Below are 23,265 nucleotides of genomic sequence, written 5' to 3' on the forward strand. Positions count from 1 at the left end.
TTCGCAGGGGTGCGCGGTCAGTCCCTGAGCCGGTCGATCTGGCGGATCTTGTTGGTGGCGTCCAGCGCGGCCACCTTGTAGGACTCGGCGAGCGTCGGGTAGTTGAAGACGGCGTCGACCAGGTAGTCGACCGTGCCGCCGCAGCCCATCACCGACTGCCCGATGTGGATCAGCTCGGTGGCGCCCGTGCCGAAGCAGTGCACACCGAGCAGTTTCCGGTCGTCGGGGGAGACGAGCAGCTTGAGCATGCCGTGCGAGTCACCGATGATCTGACCCCGGGCCAGTTCGCGGTAGCGGGAGATGCCGACCTCGAACGGCACGCGGTCCTCGGTGAGCTGGTCCTCGGTCTTCCCGATGAAACTGATCTCCGGGATGGTGTAGATGCCGATCGGCTGGAGGTCGTGCATCCGGTTCACCGGTTCGCCGCACGCGTGGTACGCGGCGGTGCGGCCCTGTTCCATCGAGGTCGCCGCCAGTGCCGGGAAGCCGATGACGTCGCCCACCGCGTAGATGTGGGGTACCTCGGTGCGGTAGTGCTCGTCCACCTTGATCCGGCCGCGCTTGTCGGCGGACAGGCCGGCCTTGTCGAGGTCGAGGTCGTCGGTGAGGCCCTGGCGGCCGGCGGAGTACATCACGGCGTCCGCCGGGATCTTCTTGCCGCTCTCCAGGACGGTGAGGGTGCCCCGGGCGTGGCGCTCGACCGCGGCGACCGTCTCGCCGAAGCGGAAGGTGACGGCGAGTTCCCTGAGGTGGTACTTGAGCGACTCGATCACCTCGACGTCGCAGAAGTCGAGCATCCCGGGGCGCTGTTCGACCACGGTGATCTTGCTGCCGAGGGCGGCGAACATGGAGGCGTACTCCATGCCGATCACGCCGGCCCCGACGATGACCATGGAGCGGGGCACCCGCTCCAGGTTGAGAACGTTGTCGGAGTCCAGGATCGTCTGCTCGTCGAACTGGACGGTGGCGGGCCTGGCCGGCCTGGTCCCGGTCGCGATGACGATGGTGTCCGAGGTCAGCAGCTTCTCGTTGCCGGTCACTTCGCGCAGGGCGACGGTGTGGTCGTCCACGAAGCGGCCGGTGCCGGCGAACAGGGAGACGTGGTTGCGGGAGAGCTGATTGCGGATGACGTCGACCTCGCGGCTGACCACGTGCTGGGTGCGCGCGGTCAGGTCGCCGATGGTGATGTCCTCCTTCAGCCGGTAGCTCTGGCCGTACAGGTCACGTTGGGTGAGACCGGTGAGATAGAGGACCGCCTCGCGCAAGGTCTTGGAGGGGATGGTCCCGGTGTGGATGGAGACCCCTCCGACCATGTCGGGGCGGTCGACGACGGCGACCCGGCGGCCGAGCTTGGCCGCGGCGATGGCGGCCTTCTGGCCACCCGGGCCGGATCCGATGACAAGCAAGTCGTAGTCGCGCACTTCCGAAGTCTGTCAGCCCCCGCCCCCGCCCGAAAGAGTGAACACCGACCGGCCCGCAGCCCAGGGGCACGAGGAACTGCACACCAAGCCCCCACAGCACACGACGACCGCACACCCCGCGGTCCCACGGGCCGGCGGTTGAGGGGCGCGGGGAACTGCGCGCCAAGCCCCCACCGACCCGCAGCACACGACGACCGCACACCCACGCAGCCCACCGGCGAGCGTCACCGCACACGCGCCCCGCGGTCCCACAGGCCGGCAGTTGAGGGGCGCGAGGAACTGCGCGCCAAGCCCCCACCGACCCGCAGCACACGACGACCGCACACCCACACAGCCCACCGGCGAGCGTCACCGCATATGCGTCCTGCGGTCCCACGGGCCGGCGGTTGAGGGGCGCGGGGAACTGCGCGCCAAGCCTCCACCGGCTCGCAGCACACGACGACCGCACACCCACGCAGCCCACCGGCGAGCGTCACCGCATATGCGTCCTGCGGTCCCACGGGCCGGCGGTTGAGGGGCGCGGGGAACTGCGCGCCAAGCCCCCACCGACCCGCAGCACACGACGACCGCACACCCACGCAGCCCACCGGCGAGCGTCACCGCACACGCGCCCCGCGGTCCCACAGGCCGGCGGTTGAGGGGCGCGGGGAACTGCGCGCCAAGCCCCCACCGGCCTGCAGCACACCCACAACCGCACACCCCACAACCCCACACCCGCACAGCCCAGCGGCAAGCGTCACCGTGTCACGGACCGCGCCACCCGAAACCCCACATCGTCCACCTGATAACCAGGGTGGCTGCGCCGCCGCGCGGAGGCCCGGCAGCTCCAGTGCTCGTCGAACCAGCCGCCGCCCCGCAGCACCCGGTAGGAGCCGTAGACCTCGGCGTCGTAGACGTCCCAGCACCAGTCCCAGACGTTCCCCAGCATGTCGTGCAGACCCCACGGGTTGGGCTGCTTGCCGCCCACGTCATGGACGCGCTCCTGCGAGTTGTCGCGGTACCAGGCGATCTCGTCCAGCGGCCCGTACCGCGGTCCGGGCGTACCCGCCCGGCAGCCGTGCTCCCACTCCGCCTCGGTGGGCAGCCGGTAGCCGTCGGCGGCCGTGTCCCAGTCGATGCCCTCGCCGTCGGCGTGGAAGGAGTAGGCGACAGCCAACCCCTCACGCCGCGACAGGGCGTTGCAGAACCGGACCGCGTCCCACCACGAAATGCCCTCGACGGGCAGCTGGTCCCCGTCGGCGGCGCTGGGCCGCTCACCCGTCACCCGCGCGTACAGCGCCTGCGTGACGGGGAAGGCCCCGAGCCGGTAGGGCGCCAGCTCGACCGACCAGCTGCGCCGCGTCCGCCGGTCCGACAGCGTGACCTGCCCCGGCGGGACGGCGATCATCCCGTTCACCCCGTGTGTGTTCATGAGCAGGCAATCCTACTGACCATCTCGTAGGTGTACCGCGCGTGGTGGCACGTACCGCGCGGTTATGCCAGGATCATTCGCCCGGTTCGATCCAGGTGCCCTGCTCGGCGGAGCGGGCCATGGCGTCCAGCGCCGCCGCACTGCGGACGGCGTCCTCCAGGGTGGCCCCGTACGGGGTCCCCTCGGCGATGGAGCGCAGGAAGTTGTACGCCTCGACGACCTTCAGATCGTCGTACCCCATGCTGTTGGCCGCGCCCGGCTGGAAGGCGGCGTACTCCCCGTGTCCCGGGCCGACGTACACGGTGCTGACCGGCTGGTCCTGGAACGACGTGCCGCGGCTGACGCCCAGTTCACCCATACGACGGAAGTCCCAGGAGACGGCGCCCTTGGTGCCGTGGATCTCGAAGCCGTAGTTGTTCTGCTCACCGACCGAGATCCGGCAGGCCTCCAGGACACCGCGGGCGCCCGAGGCGAAGCGCAGCAGACAGGACACGTAGTCCTCGTTCTCCACCGGCCCCAACTCGCCTCCCGCGGAACGGGCGTGGCCGGCGGTCGCGCCCGTGGGCCGCGCCCGCTCGGGTACGAAGACGGCCGTGTCGGCGGTCAGCGACGCGATCTCGCCCAGCAGGAAGCGGGCCAGGTCCACACCGTGCGAGGCGAGGTCGCCCAGCACCCCGCTGCCGCCGCGCTCACGCTCGTACCGCCAGGTCAGCGCGCCCTCGGGATGCGCGGCGTAGTCGCTGAAGAGACGGATGCGGACATGGGTGACCGTACCGATCTCCCCGGCGGCGATCAGCTCGCGCGCGGCCGCGACGGCAGGCGCGTTGCGGTAGTTGAAGCCGACGGTGCCCTGGACGCCCGCTTCGGCGACGGCGCCCGCGACGGCCCGCGCGTCGTCGGCGGTGAGGCCGACCGGCTTCTCGATCCAGAGGTGCTTGCCCGCCTCGGCCACGGCGACGCCGATCTCCCGGTGCAGGAAGTTCGGGGCGGCGACGCTCACGGCCTGGACCCGGGGATCGGCGACGACCGCACGCCAGTCCCGGGCCGCCGTGGCGAACCCGTACCGCGCGGCGGCCTCCTCGGCCCGGCCGGGCACCTCGTCGGCGACGGCGATCAGTTCGGGCCGCAGGGAGAGCTGGGGGAAGTGGTGCGGCACGCGTGCGTACGCCTGGGTGTGCACCCGCCCCATCCAGCCGAACCCCACGACGGCGACGCCGAGCGTACTTCCCATGACTGCCCTCTTCGGATCGGATTCAGATCTGCTGCGGACCTGTTGTGGACTTGTCTGGACCTGCTTCTGGACCTGCTCTGGACCCATTTTGGATCGGTCCATCATCGTTTCGGATCACACTGAAGTCCATAACAACAGGTGTCAACCCCTTTGACTTTCCGCCGAGCCGTGTGGAACGGTCCATTTCATGAGAGCGCCGACCATCCGCGACGTCGCCGAACGGGCCGGCGTGTCGAAATCCCTGGTCTCGCTCGTGCTGCGCGGCTCCGACCGGGTGCGCCCCGAGAAGCGCCAGGCCGTCCTGGCCGCCGTCGAGGAGCTCGGCTACCGGCCCAACGCCGCGGCGCGCAGCCTCAGCGAGCGGCGCGCCCACCCCCAGGCCCTCGACCACGCCAGGTCAGGGGGCACGCCCATGGTCGGGGTGCTCCTGAACGACATGCGCAACCCCTGGTTCGTGGAGCTGCTGGACGGCCTCAACTCCCTGCTGGACGCGCACGGCCTGCACATGCTGCTGGCCGACGGACATCTGAACCGGCGGCTCGGCGAGGACCTCACCCGGATGTTCACGGACCTGCGGGTCGACGGCCTCGTCGCGGTCGGCACCCTGCCCGGTCCGCAGATGCTGCGCACGGCCGCCGGGCGGCTGCCGACCGTCGTCGCCGGTGCCCGCGAACCGGTACTGCCCCGCGCGGACATCGTCGCCAACGACGACGAGTACGGCGCCCGCCTCGCCACCGAACACCTCGTCGCACTCGGCCACCGGCACCTCGCCCACATCGCCGGGCCGGGGAAGGTCGGCGAGCTGCGCCGCCGCGGCTTCGAGACGGTCCTGCGCGAGCACGGCCTGACCGGTACGGCCGTCGTGGAGCAGGGCGACCTCACCGAGGAGGGCGGCTACCGGGCCACGGTCCGGCTGCTCAGCGCCGACCGGCGCCCCACCGCCGTGTTCGCCTTCAACGACATCGCCTGCGTCGGCGCGCTGTCCGCCGCCGAGGAACTCGGCCTCCGAGTCCCCCGGGACCTCTCCCTCGTCGGCTACGACAACACCTACCTCGCCCGGCTGCGCCACCTCTGGCTCACCACCGTGGACAGCGCGGGCCACGACGTCGGCCGCCGCGCAGCCCAGTGCCTGCTCGACCGCATCGCCGACCCGACCCGTCCCGGCCAGGTCGTCCTCAGCGCGCCCGCCCTGGAAGTGCGGGGCACGACGGCGGCGCCCCCGGAGCCGGACATCCACCGTCGGCGCACCTGACCGCGGCGTCATGTCGTCCGGGCCCCGGACAGCCCTAGAGTGGGCGGCTGTCGCACGGTTGGTTCATCGGATCCTTCCCCTCTGGAGGAGCGCATGTCCCGCACACCGCCCCGGCGTACCGCGCTGCGTGGCCTGGCGGCCGTCGGGACCGCCGTGGTCGGCTTCGACCCCCTCACCCGGAGCTGGGCGTCGACCCCGGCAGACCGTCCGCCGCACGACCGCCCACCCCTGGACGTCCCCCCGCTGGACGGGAGCCTGCACACCGACGAGGCCTCGCTGAGCGCCGTAGCCGACGACTTCGGGCACGTGGTGCACCGCCGTCCGGCCGCGGTCCTGCGGCCAGGTTCCGTGCGGGACGTCGTGACGATGGTGCGGTTCTGCGCCCGGCACGGCATCCGGGTCGCGCCCCGCGGACAGGGCCACGGCACCGACGGCCAGGCACAGACCGAGGCCGGACTGGTCGTCGAGACCGCATCGCTCGCCGCCGTCGAGCCCCTCGGACCCGACAGCACGCATGTCCGTGTCGGGGCCGGAGCCAGGTGGAGCGAGGTCGCCGAGGCCACGCTCGCCCACGGCCTGACGCCGCCCGTCTTCACCGACTACCTCGAACTCTCCGTCGGCGGAACGCTGTCCGTCGGCGGTCTCGGCGGCCAGACCCACCGCTTCGGCGCCCAGGTCGACAACGTCCTGGAGCTGGAGGTCGTCACCGGCGCCGGAGAGCTGACCAGTTGCTCCCCGGCCCACCATCGCGACCTGTTCCTCGCCGTGCTCGCCGGGCTCGGCCAGTGCGCCGTGATCGTCGGCGCCACCGTCCGCCTGGTCCGGGCCCCCGAGACCGTACGGCGCTACGTCCTGCCGTACGACGATCTGCGGACCTTCCTCGACGACCAGCGCCTCCTCGTCGAGCAGCGCCGCTTCGCCTATGTCGAGGGGCAGATCAGCGAGGACCCCTCCGGAGCCTTCCGCGGATACGCCATCGAGGCCGTCGCCTACGGACCCCCGGCAGGCGGCACCCCCGACGACACGGCCCTCCTGCGCGGCCTGCGACACGACCCGTCCGGTGCGGAGATCACCGACCTCGCGTACGACGACTTCCTCGACCGGCTCGCTCCCGGTGTGGCCGCGCTCAAGGAGGCCGGGCTGTGGGCGTACGCGCACCCCTGGCTCAACCTGCTCCTGCCGGGCCGTGCCGCGGCCGATGTCGCCGGCCGGATCCTGGCCGGGCTCACCCCGGCGGACCTGGGGCCGGGCGGTGTGGTGCTGATGTACCCGCTGGTGCGCGAGCGGATGCGGACCCCGCTGCTCCGGATGCCCGACGACCCCGTGCCGTACCTGCTGGCCGTCCTGCGGACGACACCGCCCGACGACCGGGCGACGGTCGAGCGGCTGCTGGCCGCCAACCGGTCCGCCTACGACCTGGTCCGCGCGGCCGGCGGCACCCGGTACCCGGTCGGCTCCGTCCTGTTCGACGAGGCCGACTGGCGGCGGCACTTCGGCCCTGCCTGGTCCCGGCTGGCCGCCGCGAAGGAGACGTACGACCCGCACGGGATCCTCGTACCGGGGCAGGGCGTCTTCTGACGGCCCGGTCCGTCAGCCGGCCGGCGGGTCGCACAGCCGGCCCGGCGGACAGAACCAGAGCCGGGCCGTGTCCACGAGTTCCCGCTCGTCGTCCGGTCCGTCGGCGTCCGAGCCGTACGCGATCAGCGCGTACCGTTCGCCGTCGACGGCCTTGAAACGCTGGTCGATCACATGACGGGTGCCGCTGCCCTGTTCGCCGGTGATCTCGTCGGCACGGTACTCGTGCTCGGCCGCCTCTCCCTCGTCACCGGGGATCTCCGCGAGGGAGAGGGACTCGTACCCGTCGAGCTTCTCCGCCTCCGTCTGCGCGGCCTGCAGCGACGCGTACGGGGAGGTCTCCATCACCTGGAACACCTGGAGCCGCCGCGTGCCGTCCGGGCTGCGGAACTCGACCACGTCGATGCCGTACTGCGACGACCGGCTCTCGCGCTCCCAGTCCGTCGGCACCGCCAGCCGGAACCCCTCCGCGTCCTCCTGGGACGTGTAGCCCTCGGGCAGGGGAGCGGCGGACGATCCGAGGGGGGTCCCGTCGGTACTCCCGTCGGAGGGGGAGGCCTGGTCCTGCGGAACGCCGTCCATGACCCCGCCGGACGTCGCACCCGATGTCGTCCCCGATGTCGTCTCCGTGGTGTCCGAGCGGGTGGCGGCGGGGTCCCGGTAGGGCTCCGGCTCGTCCTTCCAGGCCAGCGCCCAGACCCCGAAGGCGAGGCCGGCGACCGCGACGGTGAGCGCCGCCCGCTGCCGAACGGCCTTCTGCCGTCGTACGTCGAGGTATTCGTCGGTCTGGAAGAGGAGTTCGCGCCGGGAGCCGGCCCAGTCCTGTCGCTCGGTGTCGAACACCCTCATGGCCGCGGCCCTCCGTGTCGCCGTTCGTGCCGTCGTCGCGCGCCCGGCATGGACCGGTCGCCGCCGTCCCCCGCCGTCGTGCCGGTCATCCGAGGAGCTGGGCGATGCCCTGGACGACGGCGGTGGCCGAGGCGACGGCCCCCGCGGCCGCGGCCTGTGATCCCAGCCAGCCCCGTACGCCGACCAGCAGCCGGGTGAGGCGCTCCGGCGGAGCCGCTCCGGCGCGGACGATCTCCGCCTCCGCGTCGGCCAGTTCGCCGTCGAGGGTCGTGTCCTCGGCGCTGGGGTTCCGGGTCGGCAGGGCCTCGCGCAGGGCGCGGATCGCCTGGAGCAGCTCTTCGATCCGCGGGTCCTGGCCGGCCGCCGTGTGGTTGACGGACGTGGCGTGCCCGTGGTCACCGGTGGCGATCGAACCGCCGCTCATGGAGCCGATGTGCACGCTGCCGGCCCCGCCGTCCTGCGCGGGATTGCCGGGGGTGGGCTGTCCTGTGTCGTTCATGCGGTGGTTCCTCGGGTTCCGTGCGCCGGTGCGGGGGCGGTGGTGTGGGCGGTCGCGGTGCCGTTGCTGCCCGTGGCGACGGCGCCGCCGGACATGTCCTGGATGAAGACGCTGCCGCCGCTGAGCTGGTAGACGTGCTGCTCGAACTGGTCGGTCTGGTAGCCGTGGGACTGGAGGGCCTGGCGGACGCCGTTCACGATGCGCTCCTGGACCGTCTTGATGTACCGGGCGACGTCCATCTCCTGGTACGGCGACAGCGGGGCCGTGCTCGCCAGCTGACGCAGTGAGACGCGGGGCACGTCGGGGGTGGCCTCGCGATCGGACCAGGCGACGACGATCTCCCTGACGATCGTCCTGAGCGCGCCGACAGCGGTCTCCACGCCGGTCGCGGGTCCATGGCCCAGGGCGCGCAGGGCACCGCGCACCCAGGTCTCGGGCAGCCGGTCCACGAGGGCGTCCACCTCCCTGAAGTCCTGGCGGACCGGGCCGAGCACGTACGGGACGACCTCCAGCACGAGCATGCCGCCCTGGGTGTGCACCCGGACCAGGACGGTCACCACGACCTGCTCGTGCCAGGCACCGACGCGCACCCGCAGGAAGACGCGTCGCCCCTCGCCGCCCTCCTCGACGGCCTGGGCCAGATGGGCGGCGACCTGCGCGGGGTCGTAGACGGACAGGCCGTCACGGTCGCGCCGTTCGTCCGCCTGCAGGGCGTGCACGTCGGGGCTGCCGCCCAGGTGCAGTTCCTCGTCGCGGCCGACGCCGCCCGGCAGATAGACGAAGCGGTCGATCTCCAGCTCGCGCAGCCGGTCCTTCCCGGTGAGCGCGGCGGACTCGCGCAGCCGCACCAACTGCGGCTCGATCAGGGCGAGCGCGGCCTCTGCGGTGAGCGGACCGTGCTTCTGGCGCGGCACGGGGGAGCCGTTGGGGGAGGGGGTGGAGGAGGCGGCGTCCGGGGCGTCGGGCCCGGCCGGCGCGGTGGAGCGCTTGCGCAGTTCCATCGCGAAGGACCAGGGCCGTCGCGGCGTGCCCATCCCGACGAACGGACTGTCCGGCTCGTAGAGGGTCAACGCGGCCGTCTGCTCACGCTGGACGACGCTCACCAGGCTTTCGTACGACGACCTCGCAGGCAGGTCCGGCTGAGTGGCCGCCGGGAACGTCCAGCGCGACAGCCAGCGGCACAGGGCCCGGCGCCCCGCTGCCTGGTGCCACCAGGCGATCAACGCGATGAGCAGCGGAAACAGCAGTGGATAGGGCGTCTGTACGTCGCCCCTCAGCACCCCGGCGACGTACCAGTACCAGTAGAAGAGCGCGAACAGCACCGCCGCCACGGTCACGGTGCGCCCGAGGCCCCCGGCCATCTTGGCGATCGGCTCGGGCAGGCCCGGCAGGCGGCTCTCGGCGCTCCGCGCGCTCAGGAAGCGGGCGCCCCACAGGCCGGCGGCGACGAACGCGTAGAACTGCGACCACGGCAGGGGCAGCCCGGCGGTCAGCCGGTCGTCTCCCAGGTAGAACGCGGTGAACACGTCACCGAGGCCGACATCGACGCCGTCGCCCCACCGGTCGGCGACGCTGTCCCAGAACATCACCACGTCGGACAGCAGGAACCCGAGCCAGGCGGCCAGCATCAGCGCGGCCGTACGGGACTCCTGCCGGGTGGCCCGCACGGCGTGCGCCAGCACGGGCAGGATGTCGACCCCCAGCGGCGGGGCCACGGGACGCTCCCGGTGGACCACCAGTTCGTCGATGACCCGCCGGCGGAAGACGGCGTCCTGGTAGGTGCCGGCGCACAGCAGCCGGGTCGCCTCCGTGCGGCTGTACGGATGTTCCGGGAGGCTCACTCCGGCCACGTCGCTCCTCTGTCCCTGCTGCGCGGTCCTGGTGCGCAGGAGACGGAAGCTAGTGGACACGGAACGCGGCTCGCCCGGCCGAACCGTATGCGCCCTTCGTTAGGGTGAAAGGCTGCTCTTCCGCTGGACAGGCCGGTGTCAGAGCACGGCGGCGACCTCGAAACCGGCCGCCGTGATGGCGGCACAGACCTTCGACCCGTCGAACGCCTCACCCGTCACGGTCACCGCCCCGGTGCCGACGTCGACGTGCACGTGGTGCACGCCGAGGACGTCGCCGACCTCGGACTCGAGCTTGTCGGCACAGCGGCCGCAGGTCATGCCCATGACGTGGTAGCGCTGTTCGGTCATTGATTCCTCGTCTCTTCCCGGCATGCGCACACATGCAGTGGGAGCGGCTCCGGGAAGACATACGCGCCCACCGGCAGGGCTGTTCAGCAAGATCCCCGGGTGCTTCGGGCACCCCACGCACCGGGCCCGATGATCGACTGGTGGGGTCGGGAGCGCGGGGCTAACGTCGGTAGAGCGGTCGTCCGGAGCCGGACGCCGCCAGGACACCCAGCGGAGCACAGGCAATCCGATGACGGGCTCTCACATGAACGCCTCCGACACTGCCAAGTCCCCGGAGCGGGGCCACGGCAGCGGGATCGCGCTCCTCGTCATCGCCTCGTGCCAGCTGATGGTGGTCCTCGACATCACCATCGTGAACATCGCCCTCCCGCACATCCAGAAGTCGCTCGGCTTCTCGACCGAGAACCTGTCGTGGGTGGTCAACGCCTACACGCTGACCTTCGGCGGTCTGCTCCTGCTCGGCGGCCGGCTGGGCGACATCCTCGGCCGCCGCAGGGTCTTCGTCTTCGGCGTACTCCTCTTCGTGCTGGCCTCGCTGCTCGGCGGGCTCTCCCAGGAGTCCTGGCAGCTGCTCGCGGCGCGTGCGCTGCAGGGCGTCGGCGGCGCCATCGCCTCCCCGACGGCCCTGTCACTGATCACCACGACCTTCCGTGAAGGACCCGAGCGGAACCGGGCGTTCGGTGTGTTCGCCGCGGTCTCGGCCGGCGGCAGCGCGATCGGCCTGCTCGCGGGCGGCCTGCTCGTGGAGTGGCTCGACTGGCGCTGGGTGCTGTACGTCAATATCCCCATCGGCCTGCTGATCGCGCTCGCGGCACCCCGCTTCATCCGGGAGTCCGAGCGCATGCCGGGCCACTTCGACGTCCTCGGCGCGTTCACGTCCACCGCGGGCATGGTGCTGCTCGTCTACGGGTTCATCCGCGCCTCGGAGGACGGCTGGAGCGACGGCCCGACCTTGGGGGCCTTCGTGGCGGCGGTCGTGTTCCTCGTGGCGTTCATCCTCGTCGAGCGCCGCTCGAAGCAGCCCATCACACCGCTGTGGATGTTCCGCGACCGCAACCGCGCCGGCGTCTACGCGATGATGCTGAGCCTGGCCGCGGCGATGTTCGGCATGTTCTTCTTCCTGACGCTCTTCGTGCAGAACGTCCTCGGCTTCAGCCCCCTGCGGGCCGGCCTCGCCTTCCTGCCGGTCAGCGCCATCATCGCGGTGGGCGCCGGCCTCGCCTCGCAGCTGCTGCCGAAGTGGGGCCCCAAGCCGTTCATGACGGTGGGCGCGATCCTGTCGGCCGTCGGACTCGGCTGGCTGACCCTGACCGAGGTCGACAGCACGTACGCGGGCAGCATCCTCGGACCCATGCTGGTCTTCGGCTTCGGCATGGGACTGAACTTCGTGTCCCTGACGCTGATGGCGGTGTCGGGCGTCGCCCCGCAGGACTCGGGAGCGGCCTCCGGGATCCTCAACGCGACCCAGCAGGTCGGCGGTTCGCTCGGCCTGTCCGTCCTGGTCACCGTCTTCGGCACGGCCAGTCGTGACGAGGCCACCGGCCAGGTGCGCCGGTTCATGGCGGAGGCGACCGACGCACAGCGTCTGCAGTTCCGCAGGACCGGCGCGCTCCCGAAGCCGTGGAGCGACCAGGTGCTGACGTCCGGCATCTCGCACGCCTTCGTGGTCGCCGCCGTCTTCGCCGTCTTCGCGGCCCTGGTCGCCCTGCTCGTCATCCAGGTACGCCCCGGCGACCTGGAGCGGCTCCAGGGCAACGGCGCCGCGCCGGCCGTACCCGCCGGGGACAGGACGGCTCCGGACCTGTCGAAGCCTCCCCCTCGGGAGGGTCCGGGCGGCCCACCCGGCCACGGCTGAGCCGTCCGGCACCCGCTCGGCCCCCGTTCGGCTCAGGGGAGCGGCTGTTCCGTCCAGATGACCTTGCCCGCGGGCGTGTAGCGGGTGCCCCAGCGGTCGGTGAGCTGCGCGACGAGGAACAGGCCGCGGCCGCCCTCGTCCGTCGTCGCCGCGTACCGCAGATGCGGCGACGTGTTGCTGCCGTCGAAGACCTCACAGATCAGCGTGCGGTCGAGGAGCATACGGACCTTGATCGGGCCGGTGCCGTACCGGATCGCGTTGGTGACCAGCTCGCTGAGGATCAGCTCCGTCGTGAACGCCATGTCGTCCAGGTCCCACTCCGTCAGCTGCCGGGTGACCGAGGCCCGTACCTCGCCGACGGCCGACGGGTCGGACGGCACCTGCCACTCGGCGATGCGGTCGGCGTCCAGCGCGCGGGTGCCCGCGACGATCAGGGCGATGTCGTCGCTCGGCCGGGGCGGGAGCAGCGCGTCCAGGACGGCCTGGCAGGTGTCCCTGGGGGACCGGTCGGCCCCGGTCAGGGCGGTGCGCAGGAGTTCGAGACCGACGTCGATGTCCCGGCCCCGGTCCTCGATGAGCCCGTCCGTGTAGAGGACCAGCCTGCTGCCCTCCGCCAGTTCCAGCTCGGCCGTCTCGAAGGGGAGGCCGCCGACCCCGAGCGGCACCCCGACGGGCACCTCGGGGAAGGTGACGCTGCCGTCCGGGTGGACCACCGCGGGCGGCGGGTGGCCGGCCCGTGCCACGGTGCACCTGCGGGAGGCCGGGTCGTAGACGGCGTACAGACAGGTGGCACCGGTGATCGCGGCGCTGCCGTCGTCCGTCGCCTCGTCCTGGTCGATACGGGCGACCAGTTCGTCGAGGAGCCCCAGCAGCTCGTCGGGCGGCAGGTCCAGCGCGGAGAAGTTGTGGACCGCGGTCCGCAGCCGGCCCATCGTGGCCGCCGCGTGCAGCCCGTGGCCCACGACGTCGCCCACGACCAGGGCGACCCGGGCGCCGGACAGCGGCAGTACGTCGAACCAGTCGCCGCCCACCCCGGCCTGGGCGGGAAGATAGCGGTAGGCGATGTCCAGGGCGCTCTGCTCGGGCAGGTTGCGGGGCAGCAGACTGCGCTGAAGGGTCTCCGCCATAGTGTGCTCGCGCGTGTAGCGGCGCGCGTTGTCGATGGAGACCGCGGCCCGTGCGACCAGTTCCTCGGCGAGGGCCAGCTCCTCCGAGTCGAACGGCTCGGCCTTCTCCGAGCGCCAGAAGTTCGCCACGCCCATCATCAGGTGGCCCGCCCGCAGGGGGACCGTGATCAGCGAGTGGATTCCGTACTCCAGGATCCGCGCGGTGTGCTCGGGGTCCTGGGCGCGCCAGCCGTCGGCGTCCTGGAGGCGCGGTGCGACCACGGCCTCGCCGGTGCCGAGGCTGTGCGCCTGCGGCGTGGAGGCGACGAACCCGATCCGCTCGCCCGTCGGATACAGCGGCGCGTCCTTGCGGATCCCGTCGAACGCGGTACGGACGAGCGCGGTGCCCGAGTCCGGCTCCTCCCCGCTCAGCACGGCCTCGGCCAGATCCACCGAGACGAAGTCCGCGAAGCGCGGGACGGCCACCTCCGCCAGCTCCTCGGCGGTACGGGTGACGTCCAGGGTCGTACCGATGCCCACCCCGGCGTCGTACAGGAGCTTGAGGTGCTCGCGGGCCACCTCGGCCCGGCCGGACAGCGCGCGCAGCTCGGTCGAGTCGCGCAGGGTGGCGACACTGCCCGCGGGCCCGCCCTTGAGGTCCGTGGGCCGTTGGTTGATCGCCAGCAGCCGGTCCCCGACCAGGCGCACCTCGTCGTTGACGACCTGTCCCGAGGCCAGCAGCCCGGCGGTGTCCGCGTCGAGGCCGAGTTCGAGGGCATGGTGGCCCTCGGCGTCCTGGGGAAGGTCCAGCAGCCGGTGGGCCTCGTCGTTGGCGAGCAGCAGCCGACCCTCGCCGTCGACGATGAGCACGCCCTCGCGGACGGCGTGCAGCACCGCGTCGTGGTGCTCGTACATCCGGGTCATCTCGAACGGTCCCAGGCCGTGGGTCTGCCGGAGCAGCCGCCTGCTCACCAGTCCGGTGCCCAGCAGGGCCAGGACCATCGCGCCGACCGCGGCGGCCAGCAGGAGCGGCAGCTGACGGTTGCCGACACCGCCCACCTTCGCGGTGGTGATGCCCGCCGACACCAGGCCCACGACCGAGCCGTCGTCCGCCTTGACGGGCACCACGGCCTGCACCAGCGGTCCGAGGGTCCCGGTGATGTCCTCGGTGACGGACTCACCGGCCAGCGCGGGGGCGATGGTCCCGACGAACTTCTTGCCGATGCGGTCCGGCTTGGGGTGGGTGTAGCGGATGCCGTCGGTGTTCATCACGACGATGAAGTCGACCTTGGACTGCGCACGGGCGGCCTCGGCGCGCGGCTGGAGCACCGCCGTGGGATCGGGGCTCCGCAGCGCCTCCCGGGTGCCCGGAGCGTTGGCGAACGTCTCGGCGACGGCCAGGGAGCGGTTGCGTGCCTCCTCCGAGCTGTCGTGGCGCACCTGGAGGACGAGCGCGCCGACCGCGGCCACCACGAGCAGCAGTACGATCGCCACCTGCAGGACGAAGACCTGGCCCGCGAGGCTGCGTCCGCCGAGCGCCGACCGGGCTCCCGCGGAACCGCGCCAGGAGCCGCCCTTGCGGGCGCCTCGTCGGCCGGGAGGCAGGTGCGGCGGCTCCTGCGTCCGCCGCCCGTCCGCTCGACGGGGGCGGTCACGTCCGCGGCGTGCGCGCAGGGCGGCGAGGCGGGAGGTCGACCGGGCCCAGGATCGACCCAAAAGTCGGACCATGTGCTCATGTCTACACTGCCGGGGGTCAGGAGGCGAGGGGCACCCCTGGTGTGGCGGGCACGCGTCGGACCCGTCTGGTTCAGGCCGATGGCAAAAACCGGTCGTAAGCGGGTCGGAGCGGGCCCCGGGCGGGGCCGGAGGCGGGAGACCCGGCACGGAAGGCCCGAGGAGGACCCCCGGAGGGGCGCGCCCGAACGGTCGGTCAGGAGCGGGGCCGCTCTGCCGCCGGCGCGATCCGGTCGCATCATGAAAGGGAAGTGGTCGCGTTCGCCCGATCCCGCGCCGGAGCGCGCACGGAGGCCGTCATGCACACCCCGCACCGCTACCGGCTGACCTTCACCCACGGGCGGCCGGACCCCGGCACCGACGCCGACGTCGTCACGGACGAGGTGGTCGTCGAGCGGACCACCTCCCTGGGGCCGGGAGGCAACCCCGTGTACTGCGATCCCACCGGGATCCTCCGCGCCGAGATCAGCCGGGCGGGGGAGGTGCGGATGCTGGCCACCGGAGGCCACCAGACACTCGGGCCGCCCTCCGCCGAGCCACTGCCCTGAACGCGCCCCGGCCGGTGCCTCGGACCGGGGCACCGGTGACACACGTACGAGGGTGAGGCGTACGTGTCCGAACAACCCGTTGGCCCGATGGTGGCGGCCGGGTTAGCGTGCCGTTCGGCGAGTGATCTGGGGGACGTCATGAGGGCAGTGCCTGTTGTCGATCTGCGGGAGCTCGGCGGGGACTTCACCCGCGACCCCTACCCCGTCTACGCCGGGCTCCGGGCGGCGGGCCCCGTGCACCAGGTGCTCGATCCCGAGGGCAAGCAGGTGTGGCTCGTCGTCGGCCATGAGGCGTCCCGCAGCGCCTTCACCGATCCGCGGCTGAGCCGGGACTGGCGCAGGGCCGGGACCATGGGGCGGATCGTCGAACCCGCGGAGGACGAGCCGGTCGCCCACATGCTGATGGCCGACCCGCCGGACCACACCCGGCTGCGGCGTCTGGTGGCCAAGGAGTTCACACCGCGCCGGGTCGAGGCCCTGGCCCCGCGCGTCCAGCAGATCGCGGACGAGTTGCTGGACACGATGCTGGCGGCCCGCAAGCGGCGCGCCGACCTGATCGCCTCCTTCGCGTTCCCGCTGCCGATGACCGTCATCTGCGAGCTGCTGGGCGTGCCCGTGGGCGACCGGGACACCTTCCACCGCTGGTCCAACGAGATGGTGGCCCATACGAGTGCGGAGGCGTTGGCGCGCGCCTACGCGGAGATGCCGGTCTACCTCGCCGAGCTGGTCGAGGCCAAGCGGGCGCGGCCTGCCGAGGATCTGCTGAGCGCGATGATCCACACCGGGGGCGAGGACGGTGACCGGTTCTCCCCGCCCGAACTCATCGGCATCTGTGTCCTGTTGCTCATCGCCGGCCACGAGACGACGGTCAACCTGATCAGCAACGGCATGCGGGCCCTGCTCACACACCCCGACCAACTCGCGGACCTGCGCGCCGACATGGGTCTCCTGGACGGAGCGGTCGAGGAGATGCTGCGCTACGACGGCCCGGTGGAGACCTGCACGCAGCGGCTCGCCCTGACGGACGTGGAGATGGGCGGGGTGACCGTCCCGGCGGGCTCCACCGTGCTGATCGCCATGGCCGACGCCGACCGTGACGTCGAGCGCTTCCAACAGCCCGACCGTTTCGACATCCGGCGCGACGCCCGCGGCCACATCGCCTTCGGCCACGGCCTGCACTACTGCCTGGGAGCCCCGCTGGCCCGGCTGGAGGGCCGCATCGCGGTCCGTACGCTCCTGGAACGCTGCCCGGACCTCGCGCTGGACATGGACGAGACCGGGCTGTCGTGGATCCCCGGGCTGCTGATCCGGGGCGTACGGGAGCTGCCGGTGCGCTGGTGACGCGTCCGCGTGCGCGGGTCCGGTCGTCGTGAACCGGTGGAAACGGCGCCAGTCGGGTACCGCAGAGTGCGTCGGACCGTCACGTCCCCGACCAGACGGCGGGAAAACGTGATTGCCCGGACACGGGCCTCGCAAACGTGTGGTTCGTGAGAGGTTTCTATGAATCCGAGACACGTTTGAACACTCGGAGCTTCATCTCCGTATGAGGCGGGGGATTGCCATGCCGGTCGGCAACAGAAGCGTAGGAGTAGATCCTTGGCACGCAACACGCGCAGACGCCCAACAGGCGCACGACGCGCGACCATAGGGGCGGTCGCGCTGATGCTGGGAGGAGGTGGGCTGGTAGCGGCGAACGTCTATGCCACGGCTTCCGAGAGCACCTCGGGTGGGACCAACCAGGTCCTGGCCTCCGGCGCCGCCACGATCGACTGCCCGGATGTCGGCAGCGAACTGGCGGCGGTTCCGGACGAGGCCAGGACACAGGTCGACAAGGAGCTCGCCCTCCTGGACAAGCAGATCGCCGAGGCGTATCAGCGACTGCAGAGTTCCGCGGAGGCGATCAAGCAGGACGCGGCCTTCGCCGACAACTCGATCATGAACCCGCTCAAGGACAAGCGAGCGGCGACGATCGAGCGGATCGTGGCCGCCGTCGACGCGGCGGGCGACCGCCCCGAGGGTCTTGACGCCTTCGCGCCCTGCATCCTTCGGGCCTCCGGCAACCAGGACCAGCCGGAGAACGGGCAGGACGGCGAGGAGGACGGCGACGGCCAGGGCGACGCGGGCAACGGCGACGCGGGCGACCAGGACGGCCAGGACCAGGGCGCCGGCCAGGGCGACCAGCAGGGCGGCAACGGCGGCCAGACCGGGAACGGCCCCGTGGCCGCGGACTTCGTGGACATCAAGAGCGTCCAGCCGAACGTGTCGAAGCCGAGCGCCCAGGGCGGCGCCTCCAAGGGGACCTTCACGACCAGCTGCGGTGTGAACGCCGAGGGGCTGTTCAACTCCGACAACGTGATCGCGGCTCCCGGTGTCAGCAACGGCGCCCACCACTTCCACGACTACGTCGGCAACCAGTCCAACGACGCCTTCGTGAGCGACGAGGACCTGGCCGCCGCCGAGACGAGCTGTGCGAACGAGGGCGACAAGTCCTCGTACTACTGGCCCGTGGTGCGGCTGCAGAACGGCACCGACGAGAAGGACGCGGCCTCTCCCGGCGGCGGCATCGAGGGCAACGCCGGTGAGATCGTCACGCCCGAGCAGGTCACGCTGACGTTCGTGGGCAACCCGCGCGGCGAGGTCACGGCCATGCCGAAGCTGCTGCGCATCATCACCGGCGACGCCAAGTCGTTCGTCAACGGTCCGGCCAACGCCAACGCGTCGTGGAGCTGCACCGGCTTCGAGGACCGGCAGCTGAAGGACAAGTACCCCCTCTGCCCCCAGGGCAGTGACGTGGTGCGCACCTTCAAGTTCCAGAGCTGCTGGGACGGCCGGAACATCGACAGCGCCAACCACCGCACCCACATGGCCTTCGTCGACGCCGACGGCGCCTGCCCGGCCGAGTTCCGTGCCATCCCGCAGCTGGTCCAGCGCATCGTGTACGACATCGACGCGCCCAGCGTGGCCGACGGCGGCAAGACGAAGCCCCTGTTCGCGGTCGACTCCTTCCCCGAGCAGCTCCACAAGCCGGTCACCGACCACGGTGACTTCATCAACGTCTTCGACGAGGCGCTGATGGGCGAGATGGTGGACTGCATCAACGAGGGCCGCAAGTGCGACTCCACGGACGACGGGGCCGGTGACGGCGACAACGGCGGCGGCAACGGCGGTGGCGGCAACGGAGGCGGCGAGGAGCCGACCGACCCGCCGGCGCCCTCCCCGGACCCGACGGACGGCGACGACCAGCCCGGGACCGAGCAGCCCGGCGGCGACGACCAGGCAGGGGACGACGGCCAGACCGACGCCCCGGCGGACAACGGCGACGAGGACAAGCCGGAGCCCACGGTCAGCAGCACCCAGCAGACCGGGGCGGCCGACGGCGCGGACAAGGGCAAGGGCGACCAGGCCGACGAGGGCAAGGGCAAGACGGAGCCCAAGGCGGCCACCTCTCCCTCGGCGGTCCGGAGCGACGCGGCCGGTGCGGCCGGCGGTTCGGACACGGCCGACGCCGTGCCCGGTCCCGAACCCTCGGACGCGGGCGGGGTGACCGAGACGCAGACGGTCACCGGTGGACTCGCGGAGACCGGTACGAGCCTGTGGCCGGCCGCGGCCGGCGGCCTGCTGGTGATCGCCGGCTTCGTACTCCTGCGGCGGATCGCCGCCAGGTCGAAGTAGCGGCACCCACCCTGTCGAGGGCGGTCGGACCTGCACCGTCAGGTCCGACCGCCCTCAGTGCGTGAATCAGCCATCGGCTCCGCGCGCGTACCGCGAATGGCCGAAGAATTACGCCGGCCGACGAGTGGCCGGATCGAGACCTTCCTGAAGTGTGAGGAAGTGTCGACTTCACCGGGCCGAGGCCCGGACAGCCCGCGCGACGCGGCGAAGCGGCCGCGGCACAACCCCCGCACGCAGGCACGATGCCGTCCACGGCGGCCGGGCGTACCCGGTGTCCCGCCGGGCGCGGCACGCGCCGTACGGCCCGCCGTCCGGCGGCGCGCCGGGGCGAGCGCAACGGATGAGCCAGCGGCAGACCTGTGCATATCGGGTTTGTTCCGTATTTCGGAACGCCGCTTTCCGGGCGCCTCTCCACGTCCGGTGTGGCCGACACGGCTCGCGTTTGACATATTTGCCTACCGAGTTGGGCGCGCTGGATCCCGTGCCGTGGCCGGTACCGAGGGCGCTGCCCCTGGACCCGGCCCACGCACGAACACCCGACGCCTTCGACCGGGTGTACGGCAGGCAGGGTGGGATTCGGCGGACGCCGTGTGACGGTGCCCGTGCTGAGGTTCACGGGGAGAGCGGTGCGCACAGGCAGAGCCAGAGAGATGCGGAATCTGATCGGTCAGCTGGTCGACGGGCTGACACTGCCCGTGCCCACGGACCCCGACGTCCTGTTCGCCGCGCTGATCACGACCGTGAGCGAGCTGAGGGGCCGGGAGGTCAGGCTCGTGAAGGAGGAGTTCCCGCACCGGACCGCCAGCGGACTCTGGCTGGACCTGCCCGCCTACGATCTCATCGTGGTGGACAAGCGGGCCACGCCCCTGCACCAGTTGGCGATCTTCTTCCACGAGGTCTGGCACATGCTCAAGGGAGACTGCGGCAACCACGTCGTGGGCAAGGCGGTGGCGGCCCGGATGCTCTCGACCGGCGCCGAACTGCCCGAACTCCAGGAGCCGGTACGCAAGGTGGCGGCCCGTACCGAGTTCGACCGGCGGGAGGAGGCGGACGCCGAGCGGTTCGGCCTGCTGGCGGTCACCCGCTTCCGTGTCTGGCTGGAGGGCGAACCGGACGGCACGGCCGTGGACCGGGGCCGGATCGCCGGCCGCATCGGTGTGTCACTGGGACAGCGCCGGCCACAGGTCTGAGCCGTGGACTCCTCCGACTACTACATACCGGCCGTCGCCACGCTGGTCGGCCTCACCGTCAAGCTGCCGGGCCTGGTGAAGGACTGGCGCGACCCGCTCGTACGGTCCGTCTGTCTCGTGATCGCCCTCGGCGGCGCCGGCTTCCTCTTCGCGGCCCCTCCCACGATCGCCGCCGTCAACGAGGCGACCGGCGTCGCCAACTTCTCCAGCCTGCTGGTGTACGGCATCATCAGCGCCTTCAGCGCGTCCTGTCTGCTGCTCATCGTCCACTGGCGCGGGGGCCCGCCCGAGCACGTACGGCGTGTCTCGCGACGCTGGCAGGCCGGGTACGCCCTGGTCGTCGTCGCGCTGGCGGTCCTCTTCGCGCTCGGTGACGCCCCGGTGGACCGGCACACCGACTTCGACACCTACTACGCCACGACCCCGTTCATCCGCGAGATGATCGTGCTGTACCTGGTCGCGCACATGACCGCCGCACTCGTCACGACGGTGCTGTGCGGGCGCTGGGCGCTCCAGGTCAGCGGGTGGCTGCGGGCCGGCCTGTGGATCCTCGTCGTGGGCTGGCTGCTGAACCTCGCCTTCAGCGGCCTCAAACTGGCCGCGGTGGCCGCGCGCTGGGCCGGCCAGGACTGGGGAGTGCTCAGCACGACCCTGGCGCCCCTCCTGTCCGCGCTGTCCGCGCCCTGCGCCACCGTCGGATTCCTGGCGCCCCTGGTGGGGCCCTGGGTGGTCTGGAACTGGCGGGCGGCGAGGACCTGCCGGAAGCTCGGCCCGTTGCGGCGCCGGCTCGGCAGCGCCTCGCCCCGGACGCCGCTCGCCGGGTCCATCCCGTGGTACTCGTCACCACAGGTCCGCCTCACCCAGCGCGAGGCGGGTGTCCAGGACGGACTGAGTCTCGTGGCACCGTGGTTCGACGACACGGTCCGCAGCCGCGCGCGGAGCGCGGCGAGCGCCGCGGGTCACACCGACGACGAGGCCGCCCGGATCGGGCACGCGGCGATGGTCGCCGACGCCGTCCGGGCCGTCCGCCGCGGCCTGCCCGTCGGCTCCCGTGTCCCGCCCGACCACTCCGAGATCAGCGCGGTGCGCGGCGCCCCGGTGGACGTGTCGGTCGCGCTGCGTACGTCCCCCTTCGTCGCGGCGGCCCTCCGGAGCGCTGCCGCCTCCCCAGCCGAGGACGGCGAGAAGTCCCCCACATGAACCACCTCCGCACCATCGTTCAGCCCCGCAGGATCACTGACCGGGTACCCCGCTCCCTCCCTCTCCCTGTACCGGCCGCCACGGCCACGGAAGGCCGGTGACGCCGTGGACGTCGTCTTCTACATCCCCGGTGTGATCCTCCTCGCCACCGTCGGCTTCAACCTGCCGGCCATGAGGGGGTCCTGGCGCGACCCGCTGATGGCCGCGAGCATCTCGGTCCTGCTGATCGGCGCCGTCGTGTGCATCCTGTCCGCGCCACCCACCATCGGCGTCGTCAACGCGCTCACCGGCGTCGCGAACTTCTCGGCGCCGCTGGTCTATTCGGGGATGTCCGCGCTCAGCGCCTGCTACCTCGTCCTGATGATCGCCTGGCGAGGCGGCAGCCCCGAGCGGGTGGCCCGCGGGTGCCGGCTGGTGGTGTGCGCCTACGGACTGGTCGTCGTCGGGATCGTCACCCTCTTCGCACTGGCCGACGCGCCCGCGCAGCGGACCCGGGACCTGGACACGTACTACGCCGGGACGCCGTACATGCGGGAGATGATCCTGCTGTACCTGGTGGCCCACACCGCGGCCACCGTCGCCCTCGCGGGCATGTGCCTGGCCTGGCTGCGGAAGGTACGGGACCTCACCCGCCGAGGCCTGACCCTGGTCGTCGTCGGGGTGCTGTTCGACCTGGCGTACCAGATAGCCAAGTACCTTGCCATCGGCGCCCGGTGGAGCGGGCGCAACTGGGACTTCCTCTCCACGAGTGTCTCGCCGCCCCTCGTGGCGGTGGCGGGCGTCGCCGTCGCCGCCGGGTTCGTGCTGCCGCGCGTCGGACCCTCCACCGCGGACAACTTCCGCGCCTGGCGCCGGTACCGCCTCCTGCGGCCCCTCTGGCTGGAGATGCGCGACCTGCGGGCACCGGTGGCCGACACCCACTGGTGGGATCTCCCGGTGGTGCGCCTGGTGGAACAGGAGATCACCATCCTGGACGGCGTCCTGGTGTGCTCGCCCTACCTGGACAACGAGGTCGGCAGAGCGGCCCGTTCGGCGGTGCGCGCGCAGGCGGCCAGGTCCGATGTCCACGTACCCGTCGCGGTCCCCTCTCCGGTGTCCGCGTCCTCCGCTCCGTCCTCCTCTCCGTCTTCGTCGGCTCCTGCCTCCGCCTCCGCCTCTGCCTTCGCCGTGCGGGCGCAGGTGCCGGGCGAGGGGGCGGCACTCGACCACGCGGAGATCGTCGCCGAGGCGGCCATGCTCGCCGCCGCCAGGGCACGGGTCGCCGCGGGCGCCGACGCGGAGGTCCCGTCGGACGTGGGCCGGCTGCGGTCCGTCGAGCAGCCCCACCTGATGGTGCAGCTCGCCCGCGCCCTGTCCTGCTCGCCGATCGTCGCCGAGGCGCGGCAGCGGGCGGCCCGGCAGAACGAGCGGCACGGCTGAGGCGATGAGGGTGGCGGTGACACCTGTCCGCTGTCGCCGCGCCGAACGGGATGGCAGAGTCTCGGGTCTGACGCTCATTCAACAATGGTGCCGACAAGCACAGTT

Annotated in this window: 17 protein-coding genes; 9 read left to right on the top strand and 8 right to left on the bottom strand. The window is 71.9% G+C overall.

The features are described from left to right. Positions 1-17 precede the first annotated feature (17 nt). From sthA to ACLVWQ_RS04480, 3 genes are all read right to left on the bottom strand, one after another. Positions 18-1,421 carry a Si-specific NAD(P)(+) transhydrogenase gene (gene sthA, locus ACLVWQ_RS04470; RefSeq protein WP_414106819.1) on the bottom strand — a complete coding sequence of 468 codons (1,404 nt, stop codon included), beginning with the start codon at positions 1,419-1,421 and terminating at the stop codon, positions 18-20. A gap of 736 nt (positions 1,422-2,157) precedes the next feature. Continuing rightward, positions 2,158-2,832 (bottom strand): formylglycine-generating enzyme family protein, encoded by a 675-nt coding sequence (locus ACLVWQ_RS04475; protein WP_414106820.1) that lies wholly within the window; start codon positions 2,830-2,832, stop codon positions 2,158-2,160. Positions 2,833-2,905: 73 nt separating this feature from the next. Continuing rightward, entirely contained in the window at positions 2,906-4,063 is a 1,158-nt protein-coding gene (locus ACLVWQ_RS04480) for a Gfo/Idh/MocA family protein (RefSeq protein ID WP_414106821.1), read from the bottom strand. A gap of 187 nt (positions 4,064-4,250) precedes the next feature. On the opposite strand from ACLVWQ_RS04480, the gene ACLVWQ_RS04485 reads away from it, so the two are divergent. After that, on the top strand, positions 4,251-5,315 hold the full coding sequence (locus ACLVWQ_RS04485) for a LacI family DNA-binding transcriptional regulator (protein ID WP_414106822.1): 1,065 nt from the start codon (positions 4,251-4,253) through the stop codon (positions 5,313-5,315). Between the two features lie 93 nt (positions 5,316-5,408). Beyond that, the gene (locus ACLVWQ_RS04490; RefSeq protein ID WP_414106823.1) at positions 5,409-6,893 is read left to right on the top strand and encodes an FAD-binding protein; all 1,485 of its coding nucleotides are present in this window, start codon (positions 5,409-5,411) and stop codon (positions 6,891-6,893) included. Between the two features lie 12 nt (positions 6,894-6,905). Here the strand turns inward: ACLVWQ_RS04490 and ACLVWQ_RS04495 are convergent, their stop codons facing one another. The 4 genes from ACLVWQ_RS04495 to ACLVWQ_RS04510 form a co-directional block, all read right to left on the bottom strand. Continuing rightward, on the bottom strand, positions 6,906-7,739 hold the full coding sequence (locus ACLVWQ_RS04495) for a hypothetical protein (protein WP_414106824.1): 834 nt from the start codon (positions 7,737-7,739) through the stop codon (positions 6,906-6,908). Positions 7,740-7,824: 85 nt separating this feature from the next. Continuing rightward, on the bottom strand, positions 7,825-8,238 hold the full coding sequence (locus ACLVWQ_RS04500) for a hypothetical protein (protein WP_414106825.1): 414 nt from the start codon (positions 8,236-8,238) through the stop codon (positions 7,825-7,827). After that, positions 8,235-10,088, bottom strand: coding sequence for a hypothetical protein (locus tag ACLVWQ_RS04505; protein WP_414106826.1), 1,854 nt, complete (start codon positions 10,086-10,088; stop codon positions 8,235-8,237). The genes ACLVWQ_RS04500 and ACLVWQ_RS04505 overlap by 4 nt, the downstream gene beginning before the upstream one ends. A 138-nt stretch (positions 10,089-10,226) precedes the next feature. Beyond that, positions 10,227-10,436, bottom strand: a complete 210-nt coding sequence (locus tag ACLVWQ_RS04510; protein ID WP_414106827.1) for a heavy-metal-associated domain-containing protein — start codon at positions 10,434-10,436, stop codon at positions 10,227-10,229. Positions 10,437-10,665: 229 nt separating this feature from the next. On the opposite strand from ACLVWQ_RS04510, the gene ACLVWQ_RS04515 reads away from it, so the two are divergent. Next, positions 10,666-12,291, top strand: a complete 1,626-nt coding sequence (locus ACLVWQ_RS04515; protein WP_414106828.1) for an MFS transporter — start codon at positions 10,666-10,668, stop codon at positions 12,289-12,291. 32 nt (positions 12,292-12,323) lie between these two features. Here ACLVWQ_RS04515 and ACLVWQ_RS04520 read toward each other — a convergent pair whose 3' ends face one another. After that, positions 12,324-15,125, bottom strand: coding sequence for a SpoIIE family protein phosphatase (locus ACLVWQ_RS04520; protein ID WP_414106829.1), 2,802 nt, complete (start codon positions 15,123-15,125; stop codon positions 12,324-12,326). 305 nt (positions 15,126-15,430) lie between these two features. Between ACLVWQ_RS04520 and ACLVWQ_RS04525 the strand changes: the two genes are divergently transcribed. The 6 genes from ACLVWQ_RS04525 (at position 15,431) to ACLVWQ_RS04550 (ending at position 23,160) form a co-directional block, all read left to right on the top strand. Further along, on the top strand, positions 15,431-15,679 hold the full coding sequence (locus tag ACLVWQ_RS04525; RefSeq protein ID WP_414106830.1) for a DUF6296 family protein: 249 nt from the start codon (positions 15,431-15,433) through the stop codon (positions 15,677-15,679). Positions 15,680-15,817: 138 nt separating this feature from the next. Next, a complete protein-coding gene (locus ACLVWQ_RS04530) occupies positions 15,818-17,020 on the top strand; it encodes a cytochrome P450 family protein (RefSeq protein WP_414106831.1) in 1,203 nt (400 codons plus the stop codon). A gap of 321 nt (positions 17,021-17,341) precedes the next feature. Then, on the top strand, positions 17,342-19,351 hold the full coding sequence (locus tag ACLVWQ_RS04535; RefSeq protein ID WP_414106832.1) for a DUF1996 domain-containing protein: 2,010 nt from the start codon (positions 17,342-17,344) through the stop codon (positions 19,349-19,351). A 650-nt stretch (positions 19,352-20,001) separates the two neighbouring features. Further along, positions 20,002-20,541 (top strand): toxin-antitoxin system, toxin component, encoded by a 540-nt coding sequence (locus ACLVWQ_RS04540; RefSeq protein WP_414106833.1) that lies wholly within the window; start codon positions 20,002-20,004, stop codon positions 20,539-20,541. A gap of 3 nt (positions 20,542-20,544) precedes the next feature. Continuing rightward, positions 20,545-21,741, top strand: a complete 1,197-nt coding sequence (locus tag ACLVWQ_RS04545; RefSeq protein ID WP_414106834.1) for an MAB_1171c family putative transporter — start codon at positions 20,545-20,547, stop codon at positions 21,739-21,741. A 105-nt stretch (positions 21,742-21,846) separates the two neighbouring features. Next, on the top strand, positions 21,847-23,160 hold the full coding sequence (locus ACLVWQ_RS04550; protein ID WP_414106835.1) for a hypothetical protein: 1,314 nt from the start codon (positions 21,847-21,849) through the stop codon (positions 23,158-23,160). Positions 23,161-23,265: the final 105 nt, after the last annotated feature.

It is taken from the genome of Streptomyces sp. CWNU-52B, from assembly GCF_047444975.1.
In the GTDB taxonomy this organism is placed as follows: domain Bacteria; phylum Actinomycetota; class Actinomycetes; order Streptomycetales; family Streptomycetaceae; genus Streptomyces.